This is a genomic window from Paraburkholderia sp., assembly GCF_028283785.1.
In the GTDB taxonomy this organism is placed as follows: Bacteria; Pseudomonadota; Gammaproteobacteria; order Burkholderiales; family Burkholderiaceae; genus Paraburkholderia.
Genome location: NZ_JAPWKB010000005.1, coordinates 504,207 through 530,558 on the forward strand (window position 1 = coordinate 504,207; position 26,352 = coordinate 530,558).

The following is a 26,352-nucleotide window of genomic DNA, read 5'->3' on the forward strand; positions in this document are numbered from 1 at the left end:
GAGCCTCCCTTTATGCCTTCTCGACCTTCACCAGGAACGACTTGAATTCCGGTGTCTGCGAATTCCCGTCGCCCACGACCGGCGTCAACGTATTGGCGAGGTAGCCCGGCTTGGTCAAGCCCTTGAACCCCCAATGCAACGGAATACCGACGTGCTGCACCTTCTTGCCGTCGATCATCAGCGGCTTGATCCGTTTGGTCACCAACGCCACCGCGATGATGTGTCCGCGATTGCTCGACACCTTCACGCGATCGCCCGCCACCACGCCGACCTCCTTCGCGAGGTCTTCCCCGATCTCGACGAACTGCTGCGGCTGCACGATCGCGTTCAGCCGCGCGTGCTTGGTCCAGAAATGGAAGTGCTCGGTCAGACGATATGTGGTCGCGGCGTGCGGGAAATCCGCCGCCTTGCCGAACGCGGCGCGGTCGTCCGGGAACACGCGCGCGGCCGGATTACTGGTCACGTTCGCGTTCTGCGGATGCAGCGGGTTGTAGCCGAGCGGCGTTTCAAACGGCTCGTAGTGCTCGGGGAACGGGCCTTCGGCCATGCCGTCGCGAGCAAAGAAACGCGCGACGCCCTCGGGGTTCATGATGAACGGACCCATTCCGTTTTCCGGTGGCTCGTCGGCCTTAAAGTCGGGAATGTCCGGCCCGGTCCACGCTGAACCGTTCCAGCCGATCAGCTTGCGGGTCGGATCGAACGGCTTGCCCTGCAAATCCGCGGACGCGCGGTTATACAGAATCCGCCGGTTCGCGGGCCACGCCCACGCCCAGCCGAGCGTCTGGCCGATACCGGTCGGGTCGGCGTTGTCGCGACGCCCCATCTGGTTGCCCGCCTGGGTCCACGCACCGCAGAAAATCCAGCAACCGCTCGCGGTCGAACCGTCGTCCTTCAGTTGCGCGAAACCGGACAACTGATCGCCCTTCTTCACCAGCACCTTGGTCGGATCTTTCGGGTCGGTCAGATCGGCAAGCGCGCGGCCGTTGAACTCCATTGCGAGTTCTTCGGGCGTCGGACTCTGCGGATTCGCGTACGGCCAGCTCAGCTTGACGATCGGATCGGGATACTTGCCGCCCTGTTCCTGATACGCGTTACGCATCCGCAGAAAAATGCCCGACATGATTTCCAGATCGCTTTTCGCCTGCCCGGGCGGCTCGGCGCCTTGCCAGTGCCATTGCAGCACACGGCTCGAACTCACCAGCGAACCGCGTTCCTCCACGAAACAACTGGTGGGCAACCGGAATACTTCGGTTTGGATTTTCGATGAATCGACGTCGTTGTACTCGCCGTAGTTCTTCCAGAATTCGGAGGTTTCGGTGGCGAGCGGGTCCATGATGACGAGCCATTTCAGCTTCGCCAGGCTCGCCGTGGACTTCGCCTTGTTAGGCGCGGCCGCGAGCGGATTGAAGCCCTGGCAGATGTAGCCGTTCATCTTGCCTTGATGCATCAGCTCGAACTGCTGCAACAGGTCGTACGGTTTGTCGAGCTTCGGCAGATAGTCGAAACCGAAGTTGTTGTCGGCGGTGGCGTTGTCGCCCCACCACGACTTCATGAAGCTGACATGGAACGCGCGATAGTTCTTCCAGTAGCTCAGCTGGTTCGGCCGTAACGGCTGCGCCGCGCGTTTCTTGATGTACGCGTCGAAGTCCTGTTCGGCTTCGGTCGGCAAGGTCATGTAGCCCGGCAGCAGGTTCGACATCAGACCGAGATCGGTCAATCCCTGGATGTTCGAGTGACCGCGCAATGCGTTCATCCCGCCGCCCGCGATGCCGATATTGCCGAGCAGCAATTGCACCATTGCGCCGGTGCGGATCATTTGCGCGCCGACCGAGTGATGCGTCCAGCCGAGTGCGTAGAGAATCGTGCCGGCACGACCGGGCACCGCCGTGGTCGCCAGCATCTCGCAGACCTTCAGGAATTTTTCCTTCGGCGTGCCGCAACTCTTTTCGACCATTTCCGGCGTGTAGCGCGCGTAGTGCTGCTTCAGCAGGTTGTACACGCAACGCGGATCCTGCAAGGTCGGATCGACCTTCACATAGCCGTCGTCGCCGCGCTCGTAGTCCCACGTGGATTTGTCGGGATAGCCGTGCTTGTCCGCGTTATAGCCGGAGTACAGACCGTCGTCGAACGCGAAATCCGCGCGCACGATAAACGGGAAGTCCGTGTAGTTCTTCACGTACTCGTGCTGGATCTTGTCGTTCGTCAGCAGGTAATTGATCACCCCGCCAAGGAAGACGATATCGCTGCCGGTGCGGATCGGCGCGTAGTAGTCGGCGACGGAAGCGGTGCGGGTAAAGCGCGGGTCGACAACGATCAGGCGCGCCTTGCGGTGCGCCTTCGCTTCGGTGACCCACTTGAAACCGCACGGATGCGCCTCGGCCGCATTGCCGCCCATCACCAGGATAACGTCCGCGTTCTTGATGTCGACCCAATGGTTCGTCATCGCTCCACGGCCAAACGTCGGGGCAAGACCTGCCACCGTCGGACCGTGTCAGACACGCGCCTGGTTGTCGAAACCGAGCATCCCCATACTGCGGATGGTTTTGTGCGTCAGATACCCCACTTCGTTACTACCGGCCGATGCGGCAAGCATGCCGGTGGTCAACCATCGGTTGACCTTCTTGCCGTCTTCGGTAGTCTCGACGAAGTTCGCGTCGCGATCGTCCTTCATCAGCTTCGCGATGCGGTCGAGCGCGTCGCCCCACGCGATGGGCTGCCAGTGGTCCGAACCCGGCGCGCGATACTCGGGCATCGTCAGACGGCTCGGGCTGTGGATGAAGTCGATCAGGCTCGCACCCTTCGGGCACAAGGTGCCGCGATTGACCGGATGATCGGGGTCGCCTTCGATGTGGATGATGCTCGACGTGGCGTTCTTCGCGCCGTCGCCGAGGCCGTACATCAGGATCCCGCAACCGACCGAGCAATACGGGCACGTGTTGCGGGTTTCAGTGGTGCGCGCCAGTTTGTACTGCCGGACTTCGGCAAGCGCGTTGTCCGGAGAAAAGCCCATCAGGGCTAGACTCGACCCGGCCAGCGTGGATGCCGTGACCTTCAGAAACTGGCGGCGAGACATTTGCAGCATGACCGCCTCGTCGTTTTGTAGTGATGTGGGGACAACAGGTACAAGAGAAAGTATATGACGTTCTTTAACGTTGCAATCCGTCGCGTGCCGCTTGCGCGAACGCTTTTTTTCAACGGGCACGGCCCTTGCGCAAGCTTGCGGAAAGAAGACCCGACAGCCGTTGCGCGGGTCGGTAAATCCTCTCAACAGGAACACTCGTCATGAACATCGACACACTGTCCGCCGACAAGATCGAAGGGGTCGCCCGCAAGCAGGCGTCCTGGGCGATGGGCGCGTTTTCCAAATTTTCCGAAGACCGATGCGCGGCAATGGCCGCGAGCATCGCGTTTTACGCGGCGTTCTCGCTCGCGCCGACGCTCGTGATGGTGATCGCGGTGGCGGGCTGGTTCTTCGGCGCGGAAGCGGCTCGCGGCGAACTGTTCGACCATATCCACGGATTGCTCGGCAACGAAGCGGCGGCCGGCGTGCAGACCATCGTGCAGAACGCGCACCGTAGCGGCGACGCGGGCGGCATCGCGGCGATCATTTCGTTCACGATGCTCGCGATCGGTGCGTCGGCAACCTTCTCGTCATTGAACAGCGCGCTGAATATGGTGTGGCCGGTGACGGGGCCGCGCACCTCCAGCGTGATCGCACTGGTGCGGGTCCGGCTGATCTCGTTCGGCCTCGTGCTCGGCGTCGCGTTTCTGCTGATCGTGTCGCTCGTGCTCGATACGGCGATCACCTTTATCGGCAACATGCTGTGGGGCGATACGCAATACGTGATCATCGGCAATCTGCTGCAACTGGGTGTCGGCTTGCTGGTGCTCGCATGTGCGTTTGCAGCACTGCTCAAATTCCTGCCGGACGCGCGCGTGCTGTGGCGTGACGCGATGGTCGGCGGGATCGTCGCGGCCTTGCTGTTTTCGGCGGGCAAGAAACTGTTCGCGTTGTACCTGGCGCATGCGGGGATGGCCAACTCGTTCGGCGCGGCCGGGTCGCTGGCGGTGTTGTTGATGTGGCTGTACTTCTCGGCGGCGGTGCTGCTGCTCGGCGCCGAATTTTCCGCGGCGCGCGGGCGCATGCACGATCCGCGCGGTCAGTGGGGCATGATGCAGTCCGACGCGCCGGCGGGTAGCCGCGCGAAGATCGCATCGGTGCTGGCCGCATCGACGATGAGCAACGTCGGCGCACCGGTACAACCCCGCGCGGCGAGCGTCACGCGACTCGACAACGGCGCGACCGGAACGTCGCCGCCTGCGGCGGCGGACCAGCCGCGTCACCTTTCCGTTGCTGAGATCGCGCGAGCGGCGTTTACAGGCGCCGTCGGTACGCGCAGCGCACCTGCCGTCTCGCCGATGCCCGCGTCCCGCCACGCGGCCGCACAAGCGTCGCAGGCCGTGCGGCAAGCCGCCAGCATGCAAGCGAGCCGCACCGCGAAAGTGATCGATATCGGACGCAAGGTGGCGCGCGTCGAATCGCAGGCGACGCACGCCGCTGCGGTCGGTCTGATCGCGGCAAGCCGCAAGGCAACGGTTGCCGACGCCTATGTGAAGCGTCACCCGTGGGGCTCGGTGCTGCTCGCCGCCGGCGCGGCGCTCGCGGTAACCGCCTTCGCGAAGCGTCGCCCGGTGAACGACGAAGGCAAGCCATCCGAAGCACATTCAAACGGCGGTTTAGGCAGCGCCAGTCACGCTGGAACAGCGGATACCGGCAACGACGCAGCGTGACGCTCGCCGCGCCGGAAAAACACGACCGGGCAGCCATTAGTCACAAGAATAATCGGCTGTCCACCCCCTGAATTTGATTGAATGCGCCCGCAAAATTATCCAGCAGCGCAAGAAACAGCTGACTTTGCAGACAACTAAATTACGTTTCGCTTGAGTTGAGCGTGTCGATTGCAAATGCTGAAATCTCGACTATCAACGAAACAACAATATTGGGGAAACGTCCGTTCGTTATTTCCAGATCGGCAACAATTGCCAGGAAGATTTAGAAACAGGCTTTAGGGCTTGCGTCACTTTTAGGAGACATCCATTTTTTTCAGTTCTTGCCGATAGACACGCCGCGCTATTCTCCGGTCCGCAACAACAAAGCTAATCATCTGCGTGGAGAACTGGATGAAACGAATCGCACTGTCTACCCTCTCGCTTGCACTGCTCGGCGCAGCCGGCGCAGCACATGCACAAAACAGCGTCACCCTGTACGGCCTGATCGATGACTCGATCCAGTACACGCACAACGCCACGACGGCTGGTGCAAACCAGTTCGCCATGGCTTCAGGCAACCTGTCCGGTAGCCGTTGGGGCTTGAAGGGCACGGAAGATCTGGGCGGCGGCCTGAAGACGATTTTCCAGTTGGAAAACGGTTTTGATCCGAACAGCGGCAAACTGGGCCAAGGCTCGCGCATGTTTGGTCGTCAAGCCTATGTTGGCCTGACGGGCGACAGCTGGGGTACGGCAACGATCGGTCGCCAATACGACCCGCTGGTTGACCTGGTTCAAGGCATCACGGCTGACAACTACTTCGGTAGCACGTTCGCAACGGTCGGCGACGTCGACAACTACGACAACAGCTCGCGCACGAACAACGCCATCAAGTACGTCTCGCCGGTCTTCGCAGGCCTGCAGGTCGAAGGTATGTACGCGCTGGGCGGCGTTGCCGGCCAGACGGGTGCAGGCCAGACGTGGTCGGCTGCAGCTGCATACAACAACGGCCCGCTGTCGCTGGCTGCCGGTTACTTCGTTGCACAGAACCCGCGTCCGACGACCGGTCTGCGCACGACCTGGGGCGGCACGTCGGACGGCACGTTCGACGGTTCGAACGTGAACTCGGGCTACATCACGGCGAAGTCGATCAACATCGCTCGCGTTGCAGCTCAGTACGTTGCAGGTCCGTTCACGATGGGCCTGGGCTACAGCAACGCACAGTACAAGGCTGACGCACAATCGGCATTCGGCTCGACCGAGAAGTACAACACCGGACAAGGCTTCTTCAACTATCAGGCAACGCCAGCAATGCTGGTTGGCGTTGGCTATAGCTACACGAAGTCGAGCGGCGACACGGGCGCGACGTACCACCAGGTTTCGCTGGGTGCGGACTACAACCTGTCGAAGCGTACGGACGTGTACCTGGTCGGTGCATGGGCGCACGCAAGCGGTTCGACGCGTGACGGCGACACGACGAGCGCAACGTACCTGCAATCGGTAAGCGCAAGCGCGTCGGTCGGTTCGTACGGCGTGAGCGGCACGAGCTCGCAAGAGATCGTCAGCCTGGGTATCCGTCACAAGTTCTAAACCGGACCTGACGGACAGCTCGCGCAGCACGCTGTCTAAAGCCCGCCACAGGCGAAAGCCGGTGGCGGGCTTTTTTGTTTTTCGCATGATGTGTACGCGTTTCGTCGATGCGCTGATTCGCGATTTCTCTATTCGTGAATGCCGCGGCATGCGATCTCGATCCGGTTTGTTCAATGCGCAGAAATCAATTCGGCCATTTAATCGGTGCGTTCAATCAACCCGGCGAGCCACCGATTATGATCCGGTGAAGCCACCCCGCGCATTCATCGACCACGAAGATCAAGAGAGTTAATAGCAACGCCATTGCGACGGACAGGAAAACAAAGCTCCGCAGTTTTCCGGGTTTGTTCAGATCAGGACGCATCGAGGCTCCGAAGCCCAACTGGCGGGGCATTGAGCGTGTATCGAGGATGTGCGGGCCATCTTCCAGACTGGCTTCAAGGAAGTTATTGTCGAGCTACGCCAACGCAAGCGTCAAGGATTATCGACCGTTGACGAATCTTCAATCAGCAATGAAATTATCACTGAATCGTTAATACTTTTATCGACGACTTAAAATACGGCACTCAATACATGCTCAATATTTCGCGCAGTCCGGCGAAAATTCGCTACGAATAAAAACAGCACGTCTACCGGCATGACAGGCGGTATGACGTGCTGCAGACGTGATTGCGCGCAAAACCATCGCGCCATCGGTGCGACGTCGTGTTAACGCGGCGCGTCGCGACGATCCGACTGCGCGAGCGTTTGGGCCGGCGTCGAATGTCCCGGCGACCCGGCTTCGCCCGGCGCCCGATGCAAAACCGGCGCACGTTCTGCGCGCTGGGCGGGCAGTTCAGTGACCGATTGCCAGTCGGGATCGGGAATCTCGCCGAACACCTGGCGCAGCCGCTCGCCCCACGTGTTGTGGATCATGTTGAAGTACGTATTGTTCTGGTCGATGTTGACGAAACGCGTCACCCGCAGCGAGTCTTTCTCGTAGACCAGCAGATCGAGCGGCAATCCGACCGAAAGATTCGAGCGCAACGTCGAATCCATCGACACCAACGCGCATTTCGCGGCTTCGTCGAGCGGCGTGGCGGGCGTCAGCACGCGATCGATGATCGGCTTGCCATACTTCGCCTCGCCAATCTGGAAGTAAGGATTGACGCTCGACGCCTCGATGAAATTGCCGGCAGCGTACACCATGAACAGGCGCGGCCGATGCGCGGCCTTGCCGCTGCCTTCCGGCGAGGCAATCTGTCCGCCGAGAATAAAACTGCAATTGAAATCGACGCCGAATTCGTTCAACGCCGCGGCTTCGCGCTGATGCACGGTGCGCACCGCGTGACCGACCACGCGCGCGGCGTCGGCCATCGTGGCCGCGTTCCACAGCGTGGCGCGACCCGGCTCATGCGATTCGTCACACAAATCCTGCAAGACCGCCTGGGTCAACGAAAGATTGCCCGCGCCGAGTAGCACGAGCACACGGTCGCCCGGTTGCTCGAAAACCGTCATCTTGCGAGCGGTGCTGATGTGATCCACACCCGCGTTCGTGCGTGTGTCGGACAGGAATACCAGTCCATCGTCTACACACATACCCACACAGTAAGTCATAACTCTTGTCCGTAATACAGCTGAATGCCGCCATTGTAATGGGTTGCGACGTGCCTCTTTTTCTGTGGGCTTGCTTGCGTCTATCTTCTGTATACGGCGGCGGCGAGCGGGACTTAAGCATAGACGGGCGCGACATGACGCGCCCGGACGGAAAACCCTACTGCTGCAACACCGGCGTATTGACCGTCACCGACACATTCAGCTTCTCTTCCAGACCGCCGATCCGGCGACCGCGAACCGGCGCAGCCGCTTCGTAATCACGCGCGACAGCGAGGCGGCAATGGATCTCGCCCGCGAACGCCGCATGCGTGACGTCGACCGATACCCAGCCGTTGTCGAGCCAGACGTCGACCCATGCATGACTCGCGCCGTGCGACACGTCGCCCGGCTCGATGTAGCCGCTGACATAGCGCGCCGGCACGCCGCGCGCGCGGCAGCATGCGAGCATCAGATGCGCGTGATCCTGGCATACGCCGCTACCGAGTTCGAGTGCTTCCGACGCGGTGCTGGTGACTTCGGTGACGCCGGGTTTGTACTTCACGCGCTGCACGATCGCTTCGGCGAGCTGGATCAGGCTACCGGACGTGTTCAACGTCGGCACCGACGCGGCGAGCTCGCGAATTCCCGCGTCGGCTTCGGTGAGGCGTGTCGCGCACGTGAAATGTTCGAGCGGAACGGGACCGGGCGCATCGTTCAGCTGACCGTCGATCAGCGGAAAGGTATCGACCTCGCCGCCGACATGCACGCGGATCTCGCTGTGCGGCTTGTTCAGCACCAGCGTGTGCAGCACGTTGCCGTACGCGTCGAAAGCGGCGTCGAGTTTGCCCGGCACGTCGATACTCCAGCGTCGCACGACTTGCGACGCACCGCTTGCCGGTGTCAGGCGCAGCTGCTGGATCGAATAATGAACGGTCGCTTCATAGCGATACGAGGTGTCATGGCGAATCGTCAGGTACATGAAGAAACTCCGTCAGGCGACCGGCAGCATCAGATAAGTGCGCGCGACCAGGTTGCCCAGTTCGAATACGCGGGCGAGAAACTGCGTCAGGTAAGCGTGCAAACCGCTTTCGAAAATCTGCCGGATGTCCGAGTACAGCAATTCAGCGCGCAGCTTGCCGGCGAACCGCTCGCACTCGTTCGATCCTTGCGTGCGCAGCATCGCGAGATTCGCGCAGACACCTTCCAGCGACGCCAGCAACGAGCGCGGCATCTGCGGATTCAGGATCATCAGCTCGACGACACGCGCGGGCGTCACGACATCGCGATACACCTTACGGTAGATTTCCAGCGCCGACACCGAACTCAGAATGGATGTCCAGTAGTAGAAATCTTCGAGTTGACGCGCGGCGTCGCGCGAATTCGGTTCCGTGTCGGCGAAGCGCACGTCGAGAATCCGCGCGGTGTTATCCGCGCGTTCGAGAAACGTGCCGAGTTGCGTAAAGAAGAACGCGTCGTCCTGCAGCGCGGTGCCGATCGTCACGCCGCGCGACAGATGCGAGCGGAACTTGACCCATTCGAACAGCGCATCCGGACTTTCGGTGACCTGACCCGACGCCGTGCGCTCGCTGAATTGCAGCCACGTATCGTTGATCGTTTCCCACCATTCGGTGGTGAGCGTGCCGCGCACGGCGCGCGCGTTTTCGCGGGCCGCTTGCAGACACGAATAAATGCTCGACGGATTGGTCGGATCGGCGACCATGAAGTCGAGTACGTGCTCGCGGGTGGGCTCGTCATAACGCTGCGAGAACGCCTCCTCGAGTTCGGAGATGCGCAGCACCGAACGTTGGGCGCGCGCCTCCTGTTCGGGCGTTTGCGGCAGCAGCATCGTCTTCAGGTTGATGTCGAGCATACGCGCGGTATTCTCGGCACGCTCCATATAACGGGCCATCCAGAAAAGGTGGTCGGCGGTGCGACTTAGCATGACGGCTTTCCGTATTTGATCGCGCAATACATCGATGCATCGCGCGGGTTGTCCGTTCGCGCCGGCGGCTTGCAAGGCCGGCTGTCCCGATCGGGGGCGCTGCGCTTCCCTGGCAATTCATGCATGCGCTCAACGCATGCGAAGCGCGCGCATCCGGTTCAATCGACCATCCAGGTATCCTTGGTGCCGCCTCCCTGCGACGAATTCACCACCAGCGAACCTTCCTGCAACGCAACGCGGGTCAGCCCGCCTGCCACCATCGTGACGTTCTTGCCGGACAGCACGAACGGCCGCAAGTCGATATGGCGCGGCGCAACGCCGGACTCCACGAAGGTCGGGCACGCGGACAGCGCCAGCGTAGGCTGCGCGATATACCCGGTCCGGACGCGCGATCAGCCGCGCGCGGAACGCTTCGATTTCGGCTTTGGTCGACGCCGGACCGACCAGCATCCCGTAGCCGCCCGCGCCGTGCACTTCCTTGACCACGAGCTCGGACAGATGCGCGAGCGTGTACGCGAGGTCGTCGGGCTTGCGGCACTGGAACGTCGGGACGTTGTTGAGGATCGGCTTTTCGCCCAGGTAGAACTCGATCATTTCCGGCACATACGGATAGATCGATTTATCGTCGGCGATACCGGTGCCCATCGCGTTTGCGAGCGCCACGCGGCCCGCGCGGTACGACGTCAGCAGTCCCGGCACGCCGAGCGCGGAGTCGCCGCGAAACGCGAGCGGATCGAGGAAATCGTCATCGACCCGGCGATAGATCACATCGACGCGCTTCGGCCCTTGCGTGGTGCGCATGAACACGTAGTTGTCGTCGACGAACAGATCTTTGCCTTCGACCAGTTCCACGCCCATCTGCTGCGCGAGGAACGTGTGCTCGAAATACGCGGAGTTGTACATGCCCGGCGTCAGCACGACCACGACCGGATCGTCGACGCCTTCGGGCGCGACCGAACGCAAGGTGTCGAGCAACAGATCGGGGTAATGCGCGACCGGCGCAATGCGGTTCTGCACGAACAGTTCGGGGAACAGTCGCATCATCATCTTGCGGTTTTCGAGCATGTACGACACGCCCGACGGCACCCGCAGATTGTCTTCCAGCACGTAGAAGTCGCCGGCGTCACCGGCCCGCACCACGTCCACGCCCGCGATATGCGCATACACGCCGAGCGGCACGTTGACGCCTTGCATCTCCGGACGGTACTGCGCGTTGGTATAGACCTGCTCGGCCGGCACGATGCCCGCGCGCACGATGTTGCGGTCGTGATAGACGTCGTGGATAAACAGATTCAGCGCACGTACCCGCTGCCGCAGACCTGCTTCGAGCGTCTGCCATTCGCTCCGCGGAATGATGCGCGGAATCAGGTCGAACGGGATCAGCCGCTCCGTGCCGGACAGATCGCCGTTCACTGCAAAGGTGATGCCGACACGGCGAAACAGCAGATCAGCTTCCGCACGCTTGCGTGCGATAGCGTCGTCGCCCTGTTGCGTCAACCAGCGTTCGAACCGCGCGTAATGTGGCCGCACGGCATCGTCGTGCTGACGCATCTCGTCATAGCATCGCATGTCACGCCCCGCTCTTGTTGTCGGATGGAAGGCGAATGCGCTGCGCATTCGGTGTTCAACAAGCAATTAAGCAAGCGCTATGCCACTGCGCTTTCGTTGCACAAACCGGAACCGATGCACTCAAACAGCGCATGCATGGCATGCAAGGTTCAAAGGCATCCTACTGCGACGTTAAGTTATGCGCTACTGCGGTGCAACCATCAATGTAAGTTGCACCGCGCGTTGTGAATGCGGCGATGCGAACGCATCTTCTCAATGATCGCTTAGAAGGCTGGAGGCGTCTATCGGGCGGCAAAAAAAATCCCCGCAAGCCGGACGGCTTGCGGGGATTTCTTGCATTGTCTTGCAGCGCATGACGGATGTTGGATGGGCTCGATGTGGATGACATGGGCACATGCAACGGACCGTCATGATGGCTTAGGCCGATGCTGCGTCCTTCAGCTTCTTCAGCGGACGTGCCTTGATGCGCACGCTAGCCGGCTTGGCCGGGAACCAACGCTCTTCGCCCGTGAACGGGTCTTTGCCGAAGCGGCGCTTCTTCGCCGGCACAGCCGTGACGACGATCTTCAGAAGGCCCGACAGCGTGAATTCGCCAGCGCCCTTCTTGTGCACCGAGCCGAGGATGGTGTCCTCGAGTGCGGCCAACACGGCCTTCGCCGTCTTCGGTTCAACCGCTGCTTTCTCTGCGACGTGGGCAGCCAGCGAGGCCTTCGTGAAGGTGTCCTTGATCGGCGACGGTGCGCTGGACGCCTTCACGGCGACCTTCTTAGCTGCGACGACTTTCTTCGCAGGGACTTTCTTTGCAGCAACCTTTTTGGTCGGTACCGTGGCAGCCTTCTTGGCCACCTTTTTTGCGGAAGTCGGCATGTTTCTCCTACCTGTTGTGGTCAGTGAATGCACGAAGCGCACGCGGCATGCGAACGCTTCAACGCGGATTCTACAAGCGGTATTGAGTTTCGCGCGATATTTTTGTGTGTGACACGTTGACTATGTTGTGCGACACAGACTCTGCCGTGCATTTTGATGCTTGTTTACAGGGGTAAACGTGATCTCCGCCGATGGGCTTCGAACCTTGCGGAAGCCTGCTTCGGGACACCGGAAAGACTGCAGGAGCAGCGTAAGCCCATGTCGGCGCGTCGAAATAGTCCTTCGTGGAAGGCTTTTTCTGGACCTGACGCGGCTGCCAGAGCGATTTCAAAGCGTCGGCAATAGCCTGGCAAGCGTGTCGAGCGCCGTGTCGATATGGTCGACCGGAATCGATCCATAGCCGAAGATCAGGCCTGGCGGCGCATTGTCACGCAGATGAAATGTGCCCAACCCGTATAGACCGATCGATGCTTTACGCGCCGCTTCTATTACTACCGCTTCTGTCAGCGGCGCCTTCAGCAGCGCCGCCAGATGGATGCCGGCGCTCGGCACGATCGGATCGAGCCATGCCGACAGCGGACCTTGCAGATGCGCGAGCAAGCGTTCGCGGCGCGCCGCATACGCCTTGTGCGTGCGACGCAAATGCTTTGCGAAGTCGCCGTCGAGCATGAAGCGCGCGAGTGCCGTTTGCGTCAGCGTGCAGCCATGCCAGTCGCACACCTGACGTGCCTTGCACAGCGTTGCCATTAGCGAAACAGGCGGCACCATGTAACCGACGCGTAATTCCGGAAAAATTGTTTTAGAGAACGTACCGACGTAAGCGACCAGTCCAGCGCGATCGAGGCTTTTGAGCGGCTCCATCGGGCGACCTTCGAAGCGGTATTCGCAATCGTAGTCATCTTCGATGACGACGACGCCGCGCTGTTGCGCCCATTCGAGCAATTCGACGCGGCGCTCAAGACTCATCGGCATACCGAGCGGAAACTGATGCGACGGCGTCACGTAAACCAGCCGCGCGTCGTCCGGCAGCGCGCTGACGATCAGGCCTTGTGCATCGACGGGCACCGGCACGACCTTCGCGCCCGCCGCCGAGAAGCACGCCCGCGCGGGTGGATAGCCGGGGTCTTCGATGGCCGCGACGTCACCGGGGCGCAGCGTGACGCGCGCGAGCAGATCGAGCGCGTGTTGTGCGCCTTGCGTCACGATGACATCGTCCCAGTTGCTGGGGACAGCGCGATTGAACGCGAGGTAGCGAGCCACCGCCAGCCGAAGTTCCTGTTCGCCCGCGACAGCGCGATAGGTGCCGCGGCTGCGGGCCTGGCTGCGCAGTGCGTGGTTGACGCAGGTGCGCCAGACGTCGAAGGGGAACAGCGATTTATCGATGACGCCGCCCTGAAAATCGAATGGCGAGGTGTCGTGTGGACCCAGCACCGAGCCGGGTAGTGTCACGGTGTCGGGCATCTGTTCCCACAGCGGTTGTGGGTGAGGGTCGTGATGCGGCTGGGGTGGCTGGGGTGGCTCGTGGGATGTTTGCTGCGATTTTTGCCGCGGGGCGGATTGTGACGGAAGGCGGTGCAGGCCATCGGCGACGAAGGTACCGGCGCCGGGGCGCGCCGTGAGGTAGCCCTCCGACAGCAGACGGTCGAAGGCATCGAGGGTGGTCTTGCGGGAAACGCCTAGTTGCGTGGCGAGTTCGCGTGTCGATGGGAGACGTGTTCCGCCTGTCAGGCGGCCTTCGACGATGCCGGCGCGGAGCTGCCGGTAGATCTGCCCAGCGAGGTCTTGGCGGCCTTCTATGGCCAGGTGGATGTCCATTGATTGCTGTTTGGGGTTTTTATTGGGGGGTTCCCCCTGCGGGTTGGGATAGGGTACGGGAATTTTGGGTTGGGTTGGGGGGGGTTCGTGGTCGGTTGCCTGGGTCGGTTTGGTTGTCCCGGTTTCGCGGTGGGTTGCCCGGTTTGTGTCTGGTTGTCCCGGTTTCGCGCTGGTCCTCCTGGATCGTCCCTGTGCGGGACCGCACCTACTTTTCTTTGCTCGCGCAAAGAAAAGTAGGCAAAAGAAAGCGCGTTTGCACCGACACTTCGTAGCGAGTGGCGTCCTTCCAGAACGGGTAGTGGTCCGCGCACGTTTGGAGTTGCCGGTCCGTTTTTCCCGGTGGTCCGCGACCGCACATCCCGCCCGCTTCGCGGCGGTAGCCTGCTTCAAAAACCCGTTTTCGCTACGCCGCTCGTCCACCTCTTCGACGGTTCCGGCGCCCGGACCAAAGGCCGGTTTTCGCCACGCCCGTCGCCCGCGTTCACGCCCGTTCCAGCGTCCGACTCAAGGCCCGGTTTGCGCCATGGCATTCATCCGCATTCACGACGGTTTCGACGTTCCGGGTTGCAAGGAATTTTGCGCGCGAGAACGGACCGGCGCATGCAAGGAAAATGGGTGTTGTGACGGACGGAGTTCGGCGCGCGAAGGGCGCCGAGAGGAGCCTGTAAGCGATTTTGTGTCTGCGAGTCATATGATTGCCCGTAACGGGCCAAGGAGAGTCATATGGCAACGCGCAAGACGAGGAGCCGGTTCGATCCGGCGGTGCTGGACGAACTGCTCAAGGGGCAGGATCCGCAGACGGTCCTGCGTTCGCAGGGCCTGCTCGGCGAACTCAAGAAGGCGCTGGCCGAGCGCATGCTCAACGCCGAGATGGACGTGCATCTGGACCAGCCGCTCGAGCACGACGCGGGCAACCACCGCAACGGATCGAGCGCGAAGACCGTGCTCAGCGAGGACGGCCCGCTGGAGCTGGCGATTCCCCGCGATCGCCACGGCCGCTTTGATCCGGCGCTCATCGGCAAATACCAGCGCCGCTTTCCCGGCTTCGACCAGAAGATCATCGCGCTGTACGCGCGCGGCATGAGTACGCGCGATATCCAGGCCCACGTGGCCGAACTCTACGGCCTGGAGATCTCGCCCGAGCTGGTGTCGGCGGTCACCGACGCGGTGCTCGACGAGGTCCGGGCCTGGCAGGAGCGCCCGCTCGATCCGGTGTATGCGCTGGTCTATTTCGATGCGCTGCGCGTGAAGATCCGCGATGAGGGGCTGGTGCGCAACAAGGCCGTGTATCTGGCCATCGGCGTGAACTGTGAGGGCTACCGCGACGTGCTGGGCATCTGGATCGAGCACACCGAGGGCGCCCGGTTCTGGCTCAGGGTGATGAGCGAGCTGAAGGCGCGCGGCACGCGCGACATCCTGATCGCGGTGGTCGACGGGCTCAAGGGGTTTCCGGAGGCGATCGTGTCGGTGTTCCCGCAGACGGTGGTCCAGACCTGCATCGTGCACCTGCTGCGCAACTCGATGCAGTTCGCCACCTGGAAGGAGCGCGCCGCGCTGGCCGCCGCGCTCAGGCCGGTCTACACCGCAACGGGCGCCGAGGCGGCCGAACAGGAACTGGCGCGCTTCGAGGCCGGCGAGTGGGGCCAGCGCTACCGGGCGATCGTGCCGATGTGGCGACGGCAGTGGGAAGAGGTCGTGCCGTTCTTTGCGTTCACCGCGCCGGTGCGCACGCTGATCTACACGACCAACGCGATCGAGAGCCTGCACAGCCAGGTGCGCAAATCGATCCGCAACAAGGGCCACTTTCCATCCGACGAAGCCGCGCTCAAACTCATCTGGCTGAGCCTGCGCTACATCGTCGGCAAGTGGACCAACCGGCCCCTGTGCTGGAGCGCGGCGCGAACGGAGTTCGCCATCCAGTTTGAAGACCGCTTTACTGTCGGGCCATGAGTACCATGACTCGCACACAAAATTTCTGACAGGCTCGCCGAGAGTTAAAGACGGGGCTGTGCCCAACGGCTGTCGCGGAGCGAACAGCCGGAACGAATGACTGCCTTGTCACTAGCTTAAGCGGTGCGGCAACTCAAATCGTGCGCGGTCCACTACCCGTTCTGGAAGGACGCCACTCGCTACGAAGCGGCGGTGTAAACGCGCTTTCTTTTGCCTACTTTTCTTTGCGCGAGCAAAGAAAAGTAGGTGCGGTCCCGCACAGGGACGATCCAGGCAAACCGACGTGAAAACAGGCCGCGTACGCCAACATAAAACCAGCCAAAACCAGCGTAAAAACAGGCCACGCACGCCAACATAAAACCAACCAACCCAGCGTAAAAACAGGCCACGCACGCCAACACAAAACCAACCAACCCAGCGTAAAAACCGGCCACACACGCTACCAAACGCCCACCAACCCAACACAAAAAAAAACCAAAAAAAGCAAATCACCCCCCTCCATGCCCCCTGGCCAACCGCCTCATCACCGGCAACAACCCCACCGCCACAACCGCCCCGCCGGCAGCCACCCACCCTAACCCACCAAACAACCGCGTATACAACGGCAACGACACCACAGGATCAAGATCCCCCCCCGGCATCTGCGCAAAATTCGCCACCACGCTACCCAGATACTGCGACACCCCCACCGCAACAAAATAAGCACCCATCATAAAACCGCCCATCCGCGCCGGCACGAACCGCGCAATCATCGCCAGACCCAAACCGCTAACCAGTAACTCACCCAACGAATACAACCCATACCCCGCCACCATGAACCACGACGACACCCGGCCGTCGACGGCATAGCGGCCGCTCAATGCATAGATAAAGAACCCCGCCGCGACCACCGCGAAACCGATCGCATACTTCAACGCCACCGACGCATCGCTGCCGCGTCGCGCCAAACGCGTATACAACGTCGCGAGAATCGGACTCAACACCATGATCCAGATCGGATTCAATGCCTGAAACTGTCCCGCACTCCACGAAAACAAGGTCTGCCCAAACACCACGAATCGCGGATCGACATTGCGCAATGCAAACAAGGTCAGCGACGTCGACATCTGCTGATAAAACACGAAAAACAGAATCACCTGCAATGTCAGTATCAACGCGGCGGTCAAACCCGACCGCTCCGAGCGATCGCACTTCACCAGCATGTAAGCAAAGATCGCCAGAATCGTAATCCCCGCGCCATACACGCAAGCCACTGCCAACGCCTTGTGCTGCAAGATGAACATCGTCGCACTGGCCAGCGCGAGTCCGCCCAACGCAATCGCGGCGACTCGACGCCAGCGGATCGGTGCCTCGTCCGGCGCGGATCCGATATGCGACAACGTGCGGAACATCAGAAAATAATTCACCACCGCCACCAGCATCCCCGCGCAACACACGGCAAATGCCGCGTGCCAGCCCCAGTGATCCTTGATCCACGGTGTAGCCAGAATCGACACGGTCGAACCGATATTGACGGCCATGTAGTAGATCGTGAACGCACTGTCGAGCCGTGTCTCGTCACCTTCGTAAATACGTCGTACGAGATTCGCGGCGTTCGCCTTGAACAGACCGTTGCCAACCACGATCGCGCCGAGCGATAGATACAGATAACTCAATCGCTCGTCCGGCAACGCGAGCATCAGATACCCGACGCACAGCACCAGCGCGCCGAAAATCATCGTGCGTCGCGCACCCAGCACGCGGTCGCCGATCCAGCCGCCAATCGACGGCGACGCATACACCATCGCCGAAAACGCGCCCCATGTCAGGTTCGCGTTGCTGTCGGTGAAGCCGAGTTTCTCGATCATAAACAGCACGAGCAGCGACGCCATCCCGTAGTAACCGAAACGCTCCCACATCTCGATCAGGAATACCGTCGAGAACGAACGGCTTTGTGAAGGGCGCGTAATGGCCGGTGAATTCATCGTGACCTCGTATTAATGCAGCGGAACAGCGCACGAATGCGCAGCATGTGCCGCTTGATGCAGTTCGGGAAAGAGCCGCCTGGACGGACGCGTCGTGCGCCCGGTCCGACGCGTGGCGAAAACCTGGGGAATAGCCCTGCGCCGACGCAACGCGAGATATCGCGCGGTGCGCTTCGGCATGTTTTGATCAGATGAGCGGGATCGCGGAATGCACCGCGATTTGCGCGGTATCGCGCGGCGGCTCACATCAAACGGGCGCAATCATAAAGCATTGCGGATTCGCAATGCGGATAGCACGCAATAGGAAGGCGCTTCACGCAATCACGGAGATCGCGACTGCGCACCAGATCGAGGCGACGCCGGCCAGAAACAGCCGGCGTGCAATACGCACATAGCGATCTTCGTGGCGGACTTCGACGGGCGTGGTGACCATCCACGGCACCGCGCCAAGCAATGCGAATCCGGCCAGTGCGAAAGCCGTCACCAGCGTATCGGAAAGCGTCCATGCAGTGGACTGATGCACGCCCCAATATCCGAGGAACACGATACCAATCGAAAACACCGTCGACGACGCCGAACTCAACGCCGCAACCGTTCCCTCGGGACTTGGCATGCTCCACCTCCATCGCACGGAAAAGCATGGACAGCGCGAGTGCGCTGCGGCGATTGTACTGCGATGAAGATGAACGCCCGGACGACGTGTGCAGCGGCGTTCAGGCCGGCTGACTGCGGGCTTCGCGTGCTTCGTAGGCCTTCAGATGGTTGTACGCGAGCTGCAACAGCGACAAGCCATGATCGCGATGCTGCGCCGCGCCACCGCGTGCAATCAGATCGCCGATCACGTGATCCGCTTCGGTGCGGGCGTGATTTTCGACATCGCGAAGCATCGACGCGGTCAGCGTGGAAGGCGTGAACAGATTCTGGTTCGCGCGCGCATCGAAATTCGGCCCCATCGTGAAGCCGTTATGCTGCGCCACCGCACGACACTCGCCGAGCAGTCCTTCGATCGCGCGCTTGCCGTCCGGCGCACGCAGAATATCGCCGACCGAAGCCCGGAACAGGCAGGTGCCGGCCGCGAGCGTCGCGAGAAATACCCACTTCTCCCACATGCGCAACGCGATCTCGTCGCTCGATGCGACGTCGAAACCCACGCCGGACAGCGTCTCCGCAATCGCTTTCGACCGCGCCGATTCGCCGCCCGCCAGTTCGCCAAACGTCATGCTGCATGTGTCGTTCAGATGCACGATGCGTTGCTGCGCGTCGAGCGTCGCGGCGATCACGCACAGGCCGCCGAGCACGCGTTGCGCGCCGAACCGCGCGGTCAGCACGTCGATATGGCGCATGCCGTTGAGCATCGGCAGAATCACCGTGCCGTCGCCGACGAACGGCGCGACCGATTCGATTGCGTCGTCGAGACTGTAAGCCTTGCAGCTCAGCAAAATCAGATCGAAGGGTTCGACGGTGTCGGTCGATTGCACGGTTTTGGGTTCGCGCAGCGTGAGATCGCCCTGCGAACTCTTGATGATCAGGCCGTCGCGTTGCAGCGCCTGGGCGCGCGCGGGCCGCACGAGAAAACTTACGTCGCGCCCGGCGGCAGCCAGTCTGCCACCGAAATATCCGCCCACTGCGCCCGCGCCTACGACCAGAATTCGCATAACCGTCTCCGTAATGATTGCTGCCGCCGCACGCGCCGGCTGTCCGTTCAGGCGTCGATGCATGCGTTATATGAATACGTGGATGCATGCATGCGCCACGCGCATGCATGCGTGCGCAGACTGTAGCAAAGATTCGCCGCGAGCATCGGCGGACGCGGCGCGGCACGGCGCGCCGCGTCTTCCTACGGCTCCCGCATCACACGGTTTCGAGCGCCAGTGCGATGCCTTGGCCGCCGCCGATGCACAGCGTCACGATCCCGCGCTTCAGTCCGTCACGACGCATCGAATGCAGCAGGCGCGTGGTCAGCACGGCGCCGGTCGCGCCGATCGGATGACCGTGCGCGATCGCGCCGCCTTCGACATTGACGACATCTTCCGCAATGCCGAGCTGACGGATCACCGCGAGCGGCACCGCCGCGAACGCCTCGTTGATCTCGAAGCGATCGACGTCCTGCAGCCGCCATCCGGCGCGCACCAGTGCCATCCTGACCGCGGGCACCGGCCCGAGTCCGAACATGCCCGGCTCGACTGCGGCGACGCCGTACGCAACCAGCCGCGCAAACGGTTCGAGACGATGCGTTTCCGCGAAGCCGCGCTCGGCGACGATCATCGCCGCCGCTCCGCTGTTCAGTCCGGGCGCGTTGCCCGCCGTGATCGTGCCGTCGGGACGAAACGCGGGACGCAGTCGCGCGAGCGTTTCGACAGTCGTGTCCGCGCGCGGTGCTTCGTCGCGCGCGAAACGCACGGACTGTTTGCGGCCGGGCACGTCCACCGCGACGATTTCCGCGTCGAATGCGCCGCGCTGCTGCGCGTCGGTGAAGCGTTGTTGCGAGCGCGCGGCCCAGCGATCTTGCGCGTCGCGTGTCAGGTCGAGTTGCGTGACGAGGTCTTCGGTATGCCAGCCGGAATGCTCGCCGGAAAATGCATCGACGAGGCCGTCGCGCAACATGCTGTCGTGGATCTGCGCGGCACCCATCCGGTAGCCCCACCGGCCGTTGTCGAGCAGATACGGCGCGCGGTCCATGTTTTCCATGCCGCCGGCCACCGCTGCGTCGCCGAAGCCGAGCCAGATTTCATGCGCGGCCGACGCAATCGCCTGCGCGCCCGATCCGCACACGCGATTCACCGTCAACGCAGGCACATCGACCGGCACGCCGCCGCCAACCGACGCCTGCCGGGCCGGATTCATCCGGTTGCCCGCCTGAATCACGTTGCCGAGCACGACCGAGCCCAGCAACGACGCATCGAGCCCGCTGCGCTGCAAGGTCTCGCGCACGGCCAGCGCGCCGAGATCGGTGGCGGGCATCTCTTTCAATGCGCCGTTGAATGCGCCGATCGGCGTTCTGACGGGATTGCACAGTACGACTTCTCTCGTGGTCATCTTTATTTCTCCGTGGATGAAAGACTGTCCGACGGTGCATTCCAGCCACCGCCGAGCGACCGGTACAACGCCACCGCTGCCAGCGCATGCGAGCGCTTCGCCTGGTTGAGCGCCTCGTCGTCGCGCAGATACGCCTCCTGCGCGGCGAGCACATCGAGAAAGCTCGACGCGCCGCCCTTGTACAACTCGTCGGAAAGACGCAGCGCATGATTGGACGCATCGAGCGCGCTGCCCAGACGATCCACCTGAACCGCGCCGTGTGTCAGATCGCTGCGACTGTCCTCGATCTCTTTCAGCGCTTGCAGCATGGTCTGTTGCAAACCGAGTTGCGACTCGCGCATCCGGCTTTCGCTCGCGTCGATACCGGCCGTGATGCGTCCCGCGTTGAAGATCGGACTGGCCGCGTTCAACGCGGCGCTAAACAGGTTGTCGGTCAGCGTCGGCAAGCCGAGATACGACGATGCGAGCAGACCGTCCGCGAGATTCAGCCTGAATTGCGGGTAACGCTGCGCTTTCGACGCGCCCACTTCCGCCGCGCGCTGTTCGACCTGTGCGTACGCGGTCCGAACGTCCGGACGACGCAACAACGCTTCAGACGGCAAGGTCTGCGGGACGTGTTGCGACGGCACCGGCAACGGGTCGGGTTGTGCGAGCAGCAGGCCGTCGATGCTTTCAGGCGTGCGGCCGGAATAGACCGCGATCAGACTGAGCTGATGCTGGATCGTCGATTGCACTTGCGGGATTTGCGCGTCGATATCGTCCAGTTGATTCTGCGCACGCGCGACGTCGAGTTGCGTCGACAAGCCGTAATGCAGCCGACGCTGCGTCAGGTTCAGCGCGCGGCTACGAATCTGCCGGTTGTCGTCGAGAATCTGCAACTCCGACTGCGCCCAGCGCAGGTCGATATACGCGGCCGCCGCATTGGCCGCGAGCGCGAGCCGCAATTCGTCGAGCGCGGCTTGCTTTCCCGATACCTGCGCTTGCGCCGCAAGCACCGCGAGGCGCTCGCCGCCGAACACGTCCGGCGTCCAGCTGGCCGCGAGACCGATGCCCGCTTCACGCACATAACCGAGCGGCGGTGGCGTGTTTTGTCGCTGATACGCAGCGGTCGCGGTGGCGTTGAGTTCCGGCAGCAATGCCGAACGCTGCTGCACGGTGACGGCTTGCGCCTGCTTGACGCGCTCGGCGGCAGCCTGCACGTCGAGGTTGCCTTTCAGCACGGATTCGACCAGCCGATGCAGCACCGGATCGCCGAACTGCGACCACCATGCGTCGGCGTCGATGCTGTCTTGCGGTGCATCGACGTGCCACGCGTCGGGCGCGATGGTCTGTACCGTGTGCGGCAGATCGGCGTGCGATTCGGGTTGCACGGCGCACGCGGCGAGCGCCAGCAATGCGCCTGCGGCCATGACTTTGAGTAAGGGCGTGATGGACGGTTTCATGTTGGACCTTTGCTTGCGAATGCGTCGATAGACGTGGCGTCGGTTGGCGTGGCGCGGGAAGCGGCGGCGATCAATGCGCGTCGGGCGGCGGTGCGCCGAATCCGAACGGACGGGAAAACGCGACGCTGATCACCGCGACGACGAAGCACAACGCGACCGCGAGAAATGCATCGGAGAACGTCAGCACGAGCGCTTCGCGCATCAGCACGGAATGCAGCAACCCGAGCCCGGCGCTGGCCGCGTTGATCGCGTCGCCGCCGATTGCCGCGAGATGCGCGCCCTGTTGTTGCAACAGCGACTCGACGACCGGCCGTCCCGTGCTCAGATGTTCGTCGAGACGTTCGTAGTGAAAGTTGAGGCGATCGTTCAGCATCGTGCTGGCGACCGCAATGCCGATCGCGCCGCCCAGGTTACGCATCAGGTTGAAGAGTCCGCTTGCCGAACGAAGCCGCGACGGCGGCAGCGAACCGAGCGCCATCGTGACGATGGGCGCAATGCAAAACTGCTGGCCGATACCGCGCAACGCTTGCGGCAGCAGCAGTTGTTGCCATCCCCACTGACTCGTCAGCGGCACATACAGATAACAGCCGACACCGAAGCAGACCAGGCCGAACACCATCAGCACGCGCAGGTTGATCCAGCGCGCGAGCGTCGAATAGACGACCAGCGCGATCAACTGGAAACACCCGACCGACAGCAACGCCAGACCGATTTGCAGCGAATCGAAACCGCGCACGCGCGCGAGAAAAACCGGCGTCAGAAACACGGTGCAGAAGATGCCGATCCCGGTGATAAACGACAGCAAGCTGCCGATACCGAAGTTGCGAACCGCAAGCGCTTTCAGATCGACGATCGGCTCTTTCGCGGTGAACGCGTGAATCAGGAACAGAAACCCGCACACCGCCGACGCCCACGTGCAGAGCACGATCACGTCGTCGCCGAACCAGTTCTTGCGCGGTCCTTCTTCGAGCACGTATTCGAGGCAACCCAGAAACACCGACATCAGCACGATGCCGAGATAGTCGCCGCGTTTGAGCAGCGACACGTCCGCCTCATCGACGCGCACGAACTTCGGCACCAGCACCGTCACGAAGATGCCGGGAATCAGGTTCAGATAGAACAGCCAATGCCACGACCATTGCGACGTAATCCATCCGCCGATCACCGGACCGACGGTCGGTGCCAGCGAGGCCAGCGCACCGATCGTCGTCGAGGCGATCAGCCGCTGTCTGCCGGGGAACAGCACGAAAGCCGTCGTAAACACGGTCGGAATCATCGCGGCGCCGAGCGCGCCTTGCAGCGCGCGAAACACGATCATCGAATTGATGTCCCACGCGAGGCCGCACAACATGCTGGTGATCGTGAATCCGAGCGACGAGAACGCGAATAGCCAGCGCGTCGAAAACACCCGCGTGAGCCAACCGGACATCGGAATCACGATGATCTCGGCGATCAGATACGAGGTCTGCACCCACGACAATTCGTCCTGACTCGCGGACAATCCGCCGCCGATGTCACGCAACGACGATGCGACGATCTGGATATCGAGTGTCGCCATAAAGAAACCGACGCACATCAGCACGAATGCGAACACCTTCGTACGGGTCGGGAGATCGGCCGGGTTCATCGGCGCGGAAAGGGTCTGTGTCATCGCGATCGCCTTGTCTGACTAGCCGTTCGTGTTGGCGTTGTCGCCTTGGACATGCACTTTCACCGTCGCCGACAAGCCCGGGCGCAACACGCCCTGCATCTCCTGCGGCACGCTCAGATGAATACGCACGGGCACGCGCTGCACGATCTTCGTGAAGTTGCCGGTCGCGTTTTCCGCTGGCAATACGCTGAACGTCGCGCCAGTTGCCGGCGCGAGACTGTCGACCACGCCATGCAAGGTGCGGCTCGACGCATCGAGCGCGACCTCCGCGGTATCGCCCACGCGCATCTTCTTCAACTGGTCTTCCTTGAAGTTCGCGTCGATCCACAAGCCGCTCGACGGCACCACCGTCAGCAACGACACGCCCGTATTCGCGAGCAAGCCGACGCGCGCGGTCCGATTGCCGATATAACCGTCGATCGGCGCGCGGATCGTCGTGTATTCGACGTTCAGTGCGGCGACGCGCACCGCTGCTTGCGCAGTCGCGACATGCGCCTGCGCATCGCCGACCTGCGCGTCGAGTACGTTCAACTGACGCTGCGCGGCGATCAGGCCCGCGCCGCTGCGATCGAGTGCGGCGTGCGCTTTCACGAGATCGGCGTCGGCGCGTTCGACGACCTGATTCGATACCGCGTCGTCTTTGACGAGTTCGCGATAGCGCAGTTGATCGGCGGCGCTGCGCGTGACTTCCGCGTTCGACGACTTCACCTCCGCTGCCTGTTCGTTGATCGTCGCGAGTTGCAGCGACTTGCGCGCCTGCAATTCGATCACCGCCGCCTGCGCGCCCTGCAAATCGGCATTCGCCTGCGCGAGCCGCGCGTCGTAATCGCGCGCGTCGAGTTGCACCAGCACCTGACCCGCGTGCACGAACTGGTTGTCGCGTACCAGCACCTGGGTCACGAAGCCGTTGACCTTCGGCGACATCACCGTCACGTCGCCGCCCACGTACGCGTCGTCGGTCGTCTCGATCGTGCGTCCGATCACGAACCAGTACGTCGACGCCGCCGCAATCGCGATCAGAACCGCCACGGTGCCGAGCAACATCCAGGGAATCCGTCGCGCGGGCCGGGCACTATCAGACGCGCCGGCTGGCGCGAGAGTCGAAGGGGTAGTGGACATGTTTTGTGTGTGCGTATGCACTGTTAGCCGTGAAAAAAAGCGCGAAACATCGGATGGTCGCGCCGGTCGATCTGCTGCGGGTTTTATGCGGATTGCGGTTGGGCGTTGTCTTCGGAATCGTGCGTGTGCGGGGCGGTTGGCGCAGTCTGGTTGCGCACCGGATAGTGCGTCATCGCGAACAGCTCGCGTCGCAACGACGCCGCCCGTTCCGCGCCGAACTGTTGCTCGAAATCACGCTGCGCGGCATGCCAATGGTCGTGCGCGTGATCGAGCTTCGTCAGTCCTGCGTCTGTCAGCTTCAGCGTGCGCGCCTTGCAATCCGGCGCGGCGCGATCATCCATGGCGATGAAGCCGTCGCGCTGCAGTGGCTGGATCGCGCGGACCAGCGTGGTCCGGTCCATCACCATCGCATCGGCAAGCTGCCTCATGGTCATCGACACGCCGCGTTGCAGCTTGTACATGATCGAGAATTGCGTCGTGGTAATACCGACCCGCCCAAGATGCCGGTCGTACAGTTGCGAGACATAGCGCGCCGCCTGGCGAATCGCAAAACAGTCGTCTTCTGCATGCATCGTGTCTGGGTGCATATGCACATTTAGCGATAAAAAATTTTGGAGCGCCGACGCCCGCGTTATTCGGTGCTGACTTCGAACAGTTCGCCACGTAGCGCCTTGGCGCGCGCGGGGCCGAACTTCGCTTCGAACTCATCCTGCGCATTGCGCCACGCGACCGCCGCCTGATCGAACAGCGATTCACCCGCTTCGGTCAGACTAAATACGTAGGTGCGTGCGTCGTGATCTGCGGAATCTGTCGTGACCAGACCGTCGCGTTGCAGCGGTTTGAGTGCGCGCACAAGTGTGGTGCGCTCCATCACCATCGAATCCGCGAGATCGGCCATCGTGAGGTTCGGCTTGCGCGCGAGCTTCGCGAGAATCGTGAATTGCGCCGCCGTCACGCCGACCGCGCCAAGATGGCGTTCATAGATTTGCGTGACGTAACGCGCCGCTTGCCGCAGCGCGAAACAGTTGCATTCGTCGTAAGAGAGGGGTCGAGTCATGGAAACGA

18 protein-coding genes and 1 pseudogene are annotated in these 26,352 nt (G+C 62.0%); 3 read left to right on the forward strand and 16 right to left on the reverse strand.

Annotation, left to right across the window (positions count from 1 at the left end; genetic code table 11):
- Window positions 1-10: 10 nt before the first annotated feature.
- Window positions 11-3,082: a formate dehydrogenase-N subunit alpha gene (gene fdnG / locus PW947_RS06330; protein WP_299630206.1), complete on the reverse strand. Its 3,072-nt coding sequence runs from the start codon at window positions 3,080-3,082 to the stop codon at window positions 11-13.
- A 200-nt stretch (window positions 3,083-3,282) separates the two neighbouring features.
- On the opposite strand from fdnG, the gene PW947_RS06335 reads away from it, so the two are divergent.
- Both PW947_RS06335 and PW947_RS06340 read left to right on the forward strand, forming a co-directional pair.
- Entirely contained in the window at window positions 3,283-4,791 is a 1,509-nt protein-coding gene (locus PW947_RS06335) for a YhjD/YihY/BrkB family envelope integrity protein (RefSeq protein WP_299630207.1), read from the forward strand.
- A gap of 390 nt (window positions 4,792-5,181) precedes the next feature.
- The gene (locus PW947_RS06340; protein WP_299630208.1) at window positions 5,182-6,357 is read left to right on the forward strand and encodes a porin; all 1,176 of its coding nucleotides are present in this window, start codon (window positions 5,182-5,184) and stop codon (window positions 6,355-6,357) included.
- Window positions 6,358-7,065: 708 nt separating this feature from the next.
- Here the strand turns inward: PW947_RS06340 and PW947_RS06345 are convergent.
- From PW947_RS06345 to PW947_RS06375, 6 genes and pseudogenes are all read right to left on the reverse strand, one after another.
- Entirely contained in the window at window positions 7,066-7,953 is an 888-nt protein-coding gene (locus PW947_RS06345) for a proteasome-type protease (protein WP_299630209.1), read from the reverse strand.
- 157 nt (window positions 7,954-8,110) lie between these two features.
- The gene (locus PW947_RS06350; RefSeq protein ID WP_299630210.1) at window positions 8,111-8,911 is read right to left on the reverse strand and encodes a transglutaminase family protein; all 801 of its coding nucleotides are present in this window, start codon (window positions 8,909-8,911) and stop codon (window positions 8,111-8,113) included.
- Window positions 8,912-8,923: 12 nt separating this feature from the next.
- On the reverse strand, window positions 8,924-9,874 hold the full coding sequence (locus PW947_RS06355; protein ID WP_299630211.1) for an alpha-E domain-containing protein: 951 nt from the start codon (window positions 9,872-9,874) through the stop codon (window positions 8,924-8,926).
- A gap of 158 nt (window positions 9,875-10,032) precedes the next feature.
- Window positions 10,033-11,443: pseudogene (locus PW947_RS06365) on the reverse strand (circularly permuted type 2 ATP-grasp protein).
- Between the two features lie 417 nt (window positions 11,444-11,860).
- On the reverse strand, window positions 11,861-12,310 hold the full coding sequence (locus PW947_RS06370; RefSeq protein WP_299630212.1) for an HU family DNA-binding protein: 450 nt from the start codon (window positions 12,308-12,310) through the stop codon (window positions 11,861-11,863).
- 327 nt (window positions 12,311-12,637) lie between these two features.
- A complete protein-coding gene (locus PW947_RS06375; RefSeq protein WP_299630213.1) occupies window positions 12,638-14,125 on the reverse strand; it encodes a PLP-dependent aminotransferase family protein in 1,488 nt (495 codons plus the stop codon).
- Window positions 14,126-14,848: 723 nt separating this feature from the next.
- On the opposite strand from PW947_RS06375, the gene PW947_RS06380 reads away from it, so the two are divergent.
- Entirely contained in the window at window positions 14,849-16,075 is a 1,227-nt protein-coding gene (locus PW947_RS06380) for an IS256 family transposase (protein ID WP_299630214.1), read from the forward strand.
- A 488-nt stretch (window positions 16,076-16,563) separates the two neighbouring features.
- Here the strand turns inward: PW947_RS06380 and PW947_RS06385 are convergent, their stop codons facing one another.
- The 9 genes from PW947_RS06385 to PW947_RS06425 form a co-directional block, all read right to left on the reverse strand.
- Entirely contained in the window at window positions 16,564-18,039 is a 1,476-nt protein-coding gene (locus tag PW947_RS06385) for an oligopeptide:H+ symporter (RefSeq protein ID WP_299630215.1), read from the reverse strand.
- Window positions 18,040-18,352: 313 nt separating this feature from the next.
- On the reverse strand, window positions 18,353-18,652 hold the full coding sequence (locus PW947_RS06390; RefSeq protein WP_299630216.1) for a hypothetical protein: 300 nt from the start codon (window positions 18,650-18,652) through the stop codon (window positions 18,353-18,355).
- Between the two features lie 100 nt (window positions 18,653-18,752).
- A complete protein-coding gene (gene panE, locus PW947_RS06395; RefSeq protein WP_299630218.1) occupies window positions 18,753-19,694 on the reverse strand; it encodes a 2-dehydropantoate 2-reductase in 942 nt (313 codons plus the stop codon).
- Window positions 19,695-19,890: 196 nt separating this feature from the next.
- Window positions 19,891-21,075 carry a thiolase family protein gene (locus PW947_RS06400; protein WP_299630219.1) on the reverse strand — a complete coding sequence of 395 codons (1,185 nt, stop codon included), beginning with the start codon at window positions 21,073-21,075 and terminating at the stop codon, window positions 19,891-19,893.
- Between the two features lie 2 nt (window positions 21,076-21,077).
- Entirely contained in the window at window positions 21,078-22,517 is a 1,440-nt protein-coding gene (locus PW947_RS06405; protein ID WP_299630220.1) for an efflux transporter outer membrane subunit, read from the reverse strand.
- A 70-nt stretch (window positions 22,518-22,587) separates the two neighbouring features.
- Entirely contained in the window at window positions 22,588-24,168 is a 1,581-nt protein-coding gene (locus PW947_RS06410; RefSeq protein ID WP_299630221.1) for a DHA2 family efflux MFS transporter permease subunit, read from the reverse strand.
- A gap of 18 nt (window positions 24,169-24,186) precedes the next feature.
- The gene (locus PW947_RS06415) at window positions 24,187-25,287 is read right to left on the reverse strand and encodes an HlyD family secretion protein (RefSeq protein ID WP_299630222.1); all 1,101 of its coding nucleotides are present in this window, start codon (window positions 25,285-25,287) and stop codon (window positions 24,187-24,189) included.
- 83 nt (window positions 25,288-25,370) lie between these two features.
- Window positions 25,371-25,859, reverse strand: a complete 489-nt coding sequence (locus tag PW947_RS06420; RefSeq protein ID WP_366146097.1) for a MarR family winged helix-turn-helix transcriptional regulator — start codon at window positions 25,857-25,859, stop codon at window positions 25,371-25,373.
- A gap of 59 nt (window positions 25,860-25,918) precedes the next feature.
- Window positions 25,919-26,344 carry a MarR family transcriptional regulator gene (locus PW947_RS06425; protein WP_299630223.1) on the reverse strand — a complete coding sequence of 142 codons (426 nt, stop codon included), beginning with the start codon at window positions 26,342-26,344 and terminating at the stop codon, window positions 25,919-25,921.
- Window positions 26,345-26,352 lie beyond the last annotated feature (8 nt).